The organism is Streptomyces sp. NPDC051105 (genome assembly GCF_040682795.1).
In the GTDB taxonomy this organism is placed as follows: Bacteria; Actinomycetota; Actinomycetes; order Streptomycetales; family Streptomycetaceae; genus Streptomyces.
Genome location: NZ_JBFBBR010000017.1, coordinates 151153 through 160710, shown reverse-complemented (window position 1 = coordinate 160710; position 9558 = coordinate 151153). Strand labels below are relative to the sequence as shown.

At 72.6% G+C, this 9558-nt stretch carries 6 protein-coding genes and 1 pseudogene; 2 read left to right on the top strand and 5 right to left on the bottom strand.

What is annotated here, in order from left to right; genetic code table 11:
• Positions 1 to 313 precede the first annotated feature (313 nt).
• Both AB0N16_RS33965 and AB0N16_RS33960 read right to left on the bottom strand, forming a co-directional pair.
• Positions 314 to 718, bottom strand: a pseudogene (locus AB0N16_RS33965) (ATP-binding protein); the annotation flags it as partial.
• 182 nt (positions 719 to 900) lie between these two features.
• Complete coding sequence (locus AB0N16_RS33960) at positions 901 to 1224, bottom strand: hypothetical protein (protein ID WP_351742676.1); 324 nt, start codon at positions 1222 to 1224, stop codon at positions 901 to 903.
• Positions 1225 to 1581: 357 nt separating this feature from the next.
• On the opposite strand from AB0N16_RS33960, the gene AB0N16_RS33955 reads away from it, so the two are divergent.
• Positions 1582 to 2706: a PLP-dependent cysteine synthase family protein gene (locus AB0N16_RS33955; protein ID WP_365803490.1), complete on the top strand. Its 1125-nt coding sequence runs from the start codon at positions 1582 to 1584 to the stop codon at positions 2704 to 2706.
• A gap of 52 nt (positions 2707 to 2758) precedes the next feature.
• Here the strand turns inward: AB0N16_RS33955 and AB0N16_RS33950 are convergent, their stop codons facing one another.
• The gene (locus AB0N16_RS33950) at positions 2759 to 3217 is read right to left on the bottom strand and encodes an SRPBCC family protein (RefSeq protein ID WP_365803488.1); all 459 of its coding nucleotides are present in this window, start codon (positions 3215 to 3217) and stop codon (positions 2759 to 2761) included.
• Between the two features lie 67 nt (positions 3218 to 3284).
• Positions 3285 to 4100 (bottom strand): DeoR/GlpR family DNA-binding transcription regulator, encoded by an 816-nt coding sequence (locus tag AB0N16_RS33945; protein WP_351712876.1) that lies wholly within the window; start codon positions 4098 to 4100, stop codon positions 3285 to 3287.
• Between the two features lie 638 nt (positions 4101 to 4738).
• Between AB0N16_RS33945 and AB0N16_RS33940 the strand changes: the two genes are divergently transcribed.
• Positions 4739 to 7033: a hypothetical protein gene (locus AB0N16_RS33940; RefSeq protein ID WP_365803605.1), complete on the top strand. Its 2295-nt coding sequence runs from the start codon at positions 4739 to 4741 to the stop codon at positions 7031 to 7033.
• Here the strand turns inward: AB0N16_RS33940 and AB0N16_RS33935 are convergent, their stop codons facing one another.
• The gene (locus tag AB0N16_RS33935; RefSeq protein WP_365803486.1) at positions 7034 to 9472 is read right to left on the bottom strand and encodes a right-handed parallel beta-helix repeat-containing protein; all 2439 of its coding nucleotides are present in this window, start codon (positions 9470 to 9472) and stop codon (positions 7034 to 7036) included. It lies immediately after the preceding gene.
• Between the last annotated feature and the right edge of the window lie 86 nt (positions 9473 to 9558).

The following is a 9558-nucleotide window of genomic DNA, read 5'->3' as shown; positions in this document are numbered from 1 at the left end:
CTTGTTCGGTGGCGGTGGCGCCGATGGCCGCGGGTACGGCGGGGGACGGACCGGAGGCCGTGAGTGCGGCAGCGGTGGCGCCGATGCCGACTTGTTCGGTGGCGGTGGCGCCGATGGCCGCGGGTACGGCGGGGGACGGACCGGAGGCCGTGAGTGCGGCAGCGGTGGCGCCGATGCCGACTTGTTCCGTGGCGGTGGCGCCGACGGTCGCATGCCCGGCAGCGGGCGCACCGGCGGCCACCGGCCCCGCCGCGACGACATGCCGGGTCGCCGGCTCGGCCGTATGGCGCTGCGGGTGGGCCGCCTTCGGTGTGGCGGTCGGCGTGGGCAGGGTGAACCACACGACCTTGCCGTCGTCGTGCGGCCGTACTCCCCAGCTCTCGCTGACCGCGGCCACCATCGCCAGGCCCCGGCCGCAGGTGGCCATCGGTGCGACGTCCGTCCCGTCCTCGACCACCGGCAGACGGGGATCGTGGTCGCGGACCGACACCGTGAGCCGGTCGAGCTGGAGCTCGATCTCCACGGTGCAGTTCTTGTCGGGCTGGGCGTGTCGGTGGACGTTGGTCAGCAACTCGGTCACACCGAGCGCGGCCCGGTCTATCAACGGGTCCAGCTGCCAGTAGCGCAACTGTGCAGATACGATTCTGCGGATCTGTCCGATCCGCGCGGGCAGGGCTTGGAGCTCCACCGAGCAGTGTCTGCTTGGGTGTTCGATCACGACTGCGACTCCCCGACGTGAGGTCCGGAAGAACACGGAGAACGGATCCAGCGGGCGCCGCCGTCCAGGGGGCCGCCTGCTGTCGTGGCCGGCGGGCTGCTTCGCAGCGTTATCGCCGGTAAACCCAGAGTGACGTGAGACAAGCGTGACCCCGTGCGCACGGTCCCGCAACTCGCCGTGGTTCAGCGGTCACGCCCGGCGGCCCGCCGTACCGCCTCGATGAAGCGGCGCGCCGCGGGCGGCCCGGGCTCGCCCGGCGCCGGATCGTGGTCGCCCAGAGTGAGGGAGTAGCGCTGGCCGTTCAGGTCGGCCAGGGCCCGGTCCTCCGACGCGAACCATGGCTTCGAGGCCCGTACCGCCTGCACGGGCGCGCTGTCGATCTCACTGCCGTAGCTGGTCAGCAGCTGCAGCCTGCCGTCGCTTATCCGGACCTGCCCGGCCCGGGTGAGCGAACGCAGCCGCTTGTCGATCCGCACGCCCTTCGCCGTGAACTCCGGCTCCGCCATCCTGCCCCGCCCCTTTTCGAGTACCTCGGTCACCGGCCCGCGAGCTTGTGGCCCTGGCCGGCGCGCTCCGGCTCGCGTCGTGATCCAGTGTGCGCCCCCGTTCGGGACGTTCGTCCCGTCCGGTGGCAGTCTGCCCGCCCTCGACGAGGAGCACCAGTACGCACGGGCCGCCGGGCAGGGGGCGCCCGGAGCATTCGAGGCAATGCGCCCCGGAAGGGTTTGAGTCACCGTGCCACAGGGGGCCTTTGAGGCGCTAAAAGATGCGTTTATGCAGGTGAGAAGCCGTGTGAAAGGTGTTTATGATCGGTGTGTCGGCCGCGCTCGAACGCCGTCGGCGCCCAGCGTAAGGAGCCCGCCGTGAGCACCACCCCGCAGATCCGCACCGGCGCCACCCTCGACGTCGACCACACCGACACCGGGTACCGCGACTGGCTCAAAGAAGCCGTCCGCAAGGTCCAGGCGGATGCGAACCGCTCGGCGGACACCCATCTGCTGCGCTTCCCGCTGCCCGAGGCGTGGGGCATCGATCTCTACCTCAAGGACGAGTCGACCCATCCCACAGGAAGCCTCAAGCACCGGCTGGCCCGCTCGCTCTTCCTCTACGGTCTGTGCAATGGCTGGATCCGGCCGGGCCGCCCCGTGATCGAGGCGTCCAGTGGCTCGACGGCGGTCTCCGAGGCGTACTTCGCCAAGCTGATCGGCGTCCCCTTCATCGCCGTCATGCCACGCACGACCAGCTCCGAGAAGTGCCGGCTCATCGAGTTCCACGGTGGGCAGTGCCACTTCGTGGACGACTCCCGCAAGATGTACGAGGAGTCCGCGCGCCTCGCGGGGGAGACCGGCGGCCACTACATGGACCAGTTCACCTACGCCGAACGGGCCACGGACTGGCGCGGCAACAACAACATCGCCGAATCCATCTTCCGCCAGATGGAGTTGGAGCGGTTCCCGGAGCCGGCGTGGATCGTCGCCACGGCAGGGACCGGCGGTACGTCCGCGACCCTCGCGCGCTATGTCCACTACACCCAGCGCGATACCCGGATCTGTGTCGCCGACCCCGAGAACTCCTGCTTCTTCGAGGGCTGGACCACCGGCGATCCGGACGTCACCTGCGACTGCGGGTCCCGGATCGAGGGCATCGGCCGGCCACGGATGGAGCCCAGTTTCGTGCCCGGGGCCATCGACCGGATGATGAAGGTGCCGGACGCGGCGAGCGTGGCCGCGGTGCGGGCGCTGGAGCGGGCGATCGGCCGGAAGGCGGGCGGTTCCACCGGGACCGGGCTGTGGAGTGCGCTGAAGATCGTGTCGGAGATGGTGGCGGCAGGGCGCACGGGGAGTGTGGTGACGCTGCTGTGCGATCCGGGGGACCGGTATCTCGACAAGTACTACTCGGATTCCTGGCTGGGGGAGCAGGGGCTGGACATCGCTCCCTGTACGGCTGCGATCGAGGCTCTGCTGGCGACCGGGGTGTGGCCGGAATGAACGGGCGTGCTGCGGGCCGCCCGACGCGGCGGGCGCCTTTGGACCGCGGCGTTCACAGCCTTCTCTCCAAGGCCCGTATCCCCTCGCGGATCGCCCGGCCCATGCCTGGCGCCGCCAGTCGGCACATCGCCCGGAACGGGGCCGTACCGTCCAGTGCGAACGTCATCCGCACCCGCGTCCCGGTGCCGGACGGCATGAGGCGCCACTCCTCCAGCCATGCCCTCGCGCCCGGTACGTTCGCCACGTCCACCCGGTAGGCGTACACCTCGGGCGCCTTTGACGCGAGCACCGTCTCCTCGAAGCGCACGCCGCCCCGGAGCCGCACTTCACGGCCGTGCTCCGTCCGACGGGCCGACTTCACCCCGGTGAGCCACTGCGACCAGCCCGGCACGTCCTCCGCCAGGGACCGGAAGACCGCCTCCGGCGCCGTCGTCACCTCCCGCCCGAACACGAGCCGTACGGGTGCGGTCTCGACGAAGTCGATTTCCACCGGGCGCAGTTGGTGAGCCATCGGGCCGGCCTCCTCGTGAGACGCTGCCCCGAAAAGGTAACTGACGGCTCGTCAGCTGTCTGCACCCTCAGTCGGTTTCGCCCGCCACCACCAGGCGGCGCAGGTGTTCGGAGATCTCCGCACGCGCCGCGGCCGGCAGCCCGGCGTCCGTCACCAGTGTGTCGACCTGCTCCAGCTTGGCGAACGAACTCAGGCCCACCGTGCCCCACTTGGTGTGGTCGGCGACCACCACGACCCGCCGGGCCGACTGCACCAGGCGGCGGTTGGTCTCCGCCTCCGCGAGGTTGGGCGTGGACAGGCCGGCCTCCACCGATATGCCGTGCACGCCGAGGAACAGCAGGTCGAAGTGGAGTGCCCCGATCGCCTGGTCCGCCACCGGGCCGACCAGCGAGTCGGACGGGGTGCGCACCCCGCCGGTCAGGACGACGGTCGCCGCGCCCTGCCGCTGCCCGGAGACCCGCTGTGCCGCGTGGAAGACGTCCGCGACCCGCACCGAGTTCGTCACCACGGTCAGATCGGGGACCTCCAGAAGCTGATGGGCCAGCGCGTACGTCGTCGTACCCCCGGACAGGGCGATCGCCGTCCCCGGTACGACCAGTTCGGCGGCGGCCCGGGCGATGTCCTCCTTGGCGGTCAGCTCCAGCCCCGACTTGGCCTCGAACCCCGGCTCGTGCGTGCTCGCCTCGACCACCGGTACCGCGCCGCCGTGCACCTTCTCCAGCACGCCCTGCCGCGCCAGCGCGTCCAGGTCCCGGCGTACGGTCATGTCCGAGACTCCGAGCTTGCGGGTCAGCTCGTTGACCCGAACGCCGCCCCGGCGCCGGACCTCGTCCAGGATCAGGGCGCGGCGCTGCTCCGCGAGGAGGTTCTGGTTCTCGCTCACGTACGCTCCGGTCCTCTCGCCTCAAGCCGTCCGACACGCCCTGCGTACCGGTTCCGACCAGGACATTCCGCCCGGCTCCGGTGCGTGGGCGCCCCATCCTTTCACGGGACCACGCCGGTTGCGCCACTCCCTGTGTCGGTGCGCACATGTCATTCGGTCACCCCGTGTTCCACCGGGTGTCACACACAACGGGGAGATTCCGTGGCGAGTGGTGTGCGTCACACCGGAATCGGAGATCCTGAGATCCGCACGGACACAGACCATCGGCGCGTCACGGGGGAAGTGCGAGAAGAGTGGAACGCGCGCAGGAACGTACCGCCGGCGACCTCGCGGAGCGGCCGCCGGCGACGGAGACCGCACCCGCCCAGCCGCCCGGTGCCCCGCGGACCGACCCGGCCGAGCGGCTGGTGGCCGAGACTGCCGGTCCGGTCGAGCGGTTTGCGGCCGAGACTGCCGGTCCGGTCGAGCGGTTTGCGGCCGAGACTGCCGGTCCGGTCGAGCGGTTAGCGGCCGAGACTGCCGGTCCGGTCGAGCGGCTGGTGGCCGACTCCGCCGGTCCCGGCGAGCGGGTCGTGGTGCAGACGACCGGTCCGGTCGGGCGGACGACGGGCGAGCAGGGCGGGTCCGTCCAGCGGCTCATCGGTGGGGAGACCGACTCGGTCGGGCTGTCCGCCGTACCGGAGATCGACCTGGAACTGCTGGTGCACGGTGTCGGCGGCAGCACGCCGGAGAAGATGCTCGGTGATCCGCGCACGGTGCGGATCACCGGCGACGACACGGCCGCCGTCTTCCGGCGCGCCGAGGATGTCGACGCGGAGTCCCGGCCCGGCGACTACCGCGACCGCCCGGTGCCCGAGGCGTACGTCTGGTGCAACCTCACCTCCGGCAACGCCTCCCGCGCCCTGTGGCTGCTGCTCCTGCCGTTCATGGTGGTCAACCTCGCCCACTGGATGCGCCCCGCCGCCCAGGATCGGCCGCGCACCGTCCGCTTCTACGGCCTGCTGGTCCGGCTCGTCGGCCTCACCCTGACGGTGCTGCTGGTCGCGGCCGCCTGCGAGGTCGCCCTGGATCTGGCCGCCTGGCAGTGCGCGGGCGTCACCGCCTGCGCCCGCCGGCACTCCTGGCTCGGTTTCCTCTCACCCGGCGGCCCCGACGGCGGCTGGTGGAGCGCCCCCGGCCGCCGGCTCGCCCTGGCCGCCCTGGTGCCCACCGCGCTGACCGGCCTGCTCTGGTACCTCTCGCACCGCACCTGGAGCGCCTACGAGTCCACCCGGCCCCTGGCCCACGACGCCGAGCCCGGGCACACCTCCCTCGGCAGCCCCGGCTTCTGGTACGGGCGCCGGCTGGTGGCCCGGCTGCGCGCCGCCCACACCACGGCGGGCCTGCTCACGGTCGCCGCCGCGGTCCTCGCACCGCCGGCCGCCTTCGACCGCCGGGCCGGCGGACCTGCCGTACTCGACGCGGCTGGGTGGCTGCTGTCCGGTGCACTGGCCGCCCTGGCGGTCGCCGTGGTGTGGGTGGTCTGCCGCCGGGGCCGCAGCGAGAACCTCCTCGACCAGGAACTCGACCGGCATCTGGTACGACGCCTGCCGCTCGGCGCGCTCGCCCTGCTGAGCCTCGTCGCGCTGTACGCCGGCTGGTCCCGGCCGGGATGGCGCTCCGTGGGGCGGCTCGCCGGGGATCCCGCCTTCGGCGGCCTGGTCCTGGCCCAGGGCGTGCTGGTGGTCGTCCTCGGGGTCGTCGCCCACGACCTGCACCGCCGGCTGCCCGATCCGCGTGCCGCGATGCGCGGTCTGGGCGGCCCCGCGGTCGCGCTGCTCGCCTGCGCGCTGGGCGGGGTGATCTCGGCCGGGGTCGCCCAGCGGGTCTCCGACTGGCTGGACGGCACCGGAACCTCACTCGCCGGGCCGCCGGTACTGCTGACCTGGCAGGCCTCGGTGATCCCGCCCGTCCTCGTGGTGCTGTGCGCCGCGGTCGCCTGGCTCTCCTGGCGCACCTCGCGGCTCGGTCACGCCGAACGCGCCGCCGTCGGCCTCGACCACGCCAGCGAGCCGGAGGACACCGCACGCACCCGCCGTATCGCCGGGGTCCGTGCCATGGCCGCCCTCACCGACCGGACGCCGTTCGTCATCACCGTGCTCTGCGCGGCCACGCTGGTGCTGGGCGCCGGGGCGCTGGTGGGCGCGCTCGCCACCGGGAAGACCCCGGACGCGGCCGCCGACCGGACTCACGCCCTGGTGCACGGCGCGGCCCAGGCCTCCCAGGCGCTGGGCTCCTGGCTGGTCGGGCTCGGCTTCATACTCTTCGTCACCTGGGGCCGGCGCGCCTACAAGGACGCCTCCGCCCGGCGCACCATCGGCATCCTCTGGGACGTCGGCACCTTCTGGCCGCGCGCCGCCCACCCCTTCGCCCCGCCGTGCTACGCCGAGCGCGCGGTTCCCGACCTGACCTGGCGCATGGACACCTGGACCCGCGGCACCGGCGGCCGGCTGGTCATCTCCGGCCACTCCCAGGGCAGCGTCCTCGCGGCCGCGGCGGCCTGGCAACTGACCCCGTCGGTCCGCAAGCGCGTCGCCCTGCTGACGTACGGCTCCCCGCTGGAGCGCCTGTACGGCCGCTGGTTCCCCGCCCACTTCGGTCCGGCCGAACTCGGCTTCCTGCACCGCGAGGTCGCCTGCTGGCGCAACCTCTACCGCCTCACCGACCCCATCGGCGGCCCCGTACGGATCCCCGGCGACGGCGGCCCGGCGGTCGACCACACCCCTCTGAAGGACCCCCTCGCCTACGGACGCACCCCGGGGCACCCGCTTCCGGCCCCGATCCTGGGCCACTCCGACTACCAGGCGGACCCGGTCTTCGCCGAGGAACGGGAAAGACTGCTGGCGCGGCTGCGCCCGGAACTGCTCGGGCAGCGCCCGCAACCGGGGGGCTGATCAGCCGAGTTCGGGGAGGTCCTCCGCGTACAGCAGGGTGAGGTCGTCGGTGCTCGGGTCGGTGAGCTGGGCGACCCGGCTCGCATGCCGTTCGACCATCGCCTCGAAGGTCTGCCGGGCGGTGCGGCCGTTGCCGAACGCGGGGCCCTTGGGGAGCACCGTGAAGTACGTCCGCAGCGCCTCGAAGGCGCCGGGCGCCAGCCGGTACTCGTGCTCGTCGGCCTGCTGTTCCACGATCCGCAGCAGTTCGTCCGGGCCGTAGTCACTGAAGGTGATGGTCCGGGAGAACCGGGACGCCACCCCGGGGTTGACCGAAAGGAAGCGCTCCATCTCCTCCGTGTAACCGGCGACGATCACCACCACGGCGTCCCGGTGGTCCTCCATCAGCTTCACCAGCGTGTCGATGGCCTCCTTGCCGAAGTCCCGCCCGGCGTCCTCCGGCGACAGCGCGTACGCCTCGTCGATGAACAGCACACCGCCGTGCGCCCGTTGGAAGGCCTCCTGGGTGCGGATCGCCGTGGAGCCGATGTGCTCGCCGACCAGGTCGACCCGGGACACCTCGACCAGATGGCCCTTCTCCAGCACCCCGAGGGAGGCGAGGATCTCGCCGTAGAGCCGGGCGACCGTCGTCTTGCCGGTGCCGGGAGAGCCGGTGAAGACCAGGTGCCGCTTGACCGAGGCGGCCTTCAGACCGGCCTGCTGGCGGCGCCGGCCGACCTCGATCATGTCGGTCAGCGCACGCACCTCGCGCTTGACGCTCTCCAGGCCGACCAGCGCGTCGAGTTCACCGAGCACGGCCTGGGAAGTGCGGGCCGGCTCCTGGGGCGCCGCGGGGGCGAGGAGCGGTTCCTGCTCGGTGCTGCGCTGGCCGGGGATCGCGCCCAGCAGGCCGGGGGTCTGGTGTGCGGTCTGCACGGCCGGCTCGTGCGCCGGGGGCGGCCGCAGGCTGCCGCTCTCGTCGCTGGTGCAGTCCTCCACCACCGGGCCGGTGCCCGAGCCCGCGTCCGGGCCGCCGTCCGCGAACTCGTAACCTCCCCGCGCGCACCGTTCCGTGCGGCACTTGCGCAGCGTCGTACGGCAGCCGTCGATCACATGGAACCCGTAGCCGGCGCTGCCGGTGACCCGGCAGTTCTGGAAGGTGCCGCGGCCGCCGGCCGACACGTAGAAGCCCGCCTCGGCCGGGGAGTCCACCGTGCAGCGCTCGATGGTGGGGTCGGCGCCCTTGGTGACGATCACTCCGGTCTGGGTGCCGTCCACCGTGCAGTTGTTGAGGGTGCCGCCGCTGCCGTGATCGCGGAACCAGGCGCCGGTGGCCGCGTCCCGGATCCGGCAGTCGTCCAGCTGTGCGGTCGCCCCGTCGCTCACCGACACCGCCGTGTTGCGCACCTGGGAGAGGTCGCTGTCGACGACGTCCGCGCGTGAGCCGCGGTCCAGCACGAACAGCGCGTCCGGCACGTCGTGCACCCGGCAGGAGTCCAGGACGGCGGTGGCGCCGTCGCTCACCCACACCGCCGGGTAGTCGCCCGTGCTGTCGAAGATCTCGCACTGGTTGGCGTCCACGCGGGTGCCCGGGTCCCATACCGACAGCCCGTTGCGCCCGAACTGGCGCACGGTCGTGCGTGTCAGCGTCAGTACCGAGCGCGAACGCAGGTCGACCGCGTTCTCCGGGATGTCGTGGATACGACAGTCGGCGAGGGTGAGCACCGCGTCGGTGTCGAGCGTCACGCCGTCGGCGGTGGTGCGGTGCACATCGCAGTCGGTGAGGTGCGCCGTGGCACGCGCGGTGACCTGCACACCGGAGCCGCGCACCTCGTAGATCTCGCACCCCATGGCCTCCAGCGAGGAGTTCTCGCCGGTCGCCGTCATCCCCGTGCCCGAGGCGTGGTGGATCCGGCAGCGCTCCAGCCGGGGGTGGCCGCCGCCGCGCACCGCCACGCCCGCCTGACCGGCCGCGACGACCTCACACTCCTCGAACACCCCACCGCCGCCGTCGAGTACGGCGATTCCGATGCCGGCCGGGTTGTCCACGGTGCAGCGCCGCACGGTCGGCCGCGCCCCGCCGCGCACCTCGATGCCGGCGGCGGAGCGGGTGACGATCCGCACGTCCAGCAGCTCGGGCGTGCCCTCCTCGACGAGCAGCGCGGGCGCGGCCGCGTCCTGGCCCTCGACGTGCAGGTCCTGTACGACCGCCGAGGCCCGCACCGTCAGCGGCACCCCGTCCGCGGGCGCGATGCGCACCGAGCCGGGGGAGCCCTCCGGGCCGCGCAGCGTCACCGCGCGCTGGACGACGAGGTTCTCCCGGTAGGTGCCGGGCGCGACCGTCAGGACGTCGCCGTCTGCGGCGGCCTCCAGGGCGGCGGCGAGCGACGCGTACTCACCCGTGCGGCGCCGCCACCTTGATGTGCCGGTGTGCGTCACCTGGACCGTGCCCTGTGCCATGGCGTTGCTGAGCCCCCACCTCGTCGTACAGATCGCTTGCTCGCCTTCGGGTCGGCCACCTCGGAGGATGTCCGGCCCCTGCGGTC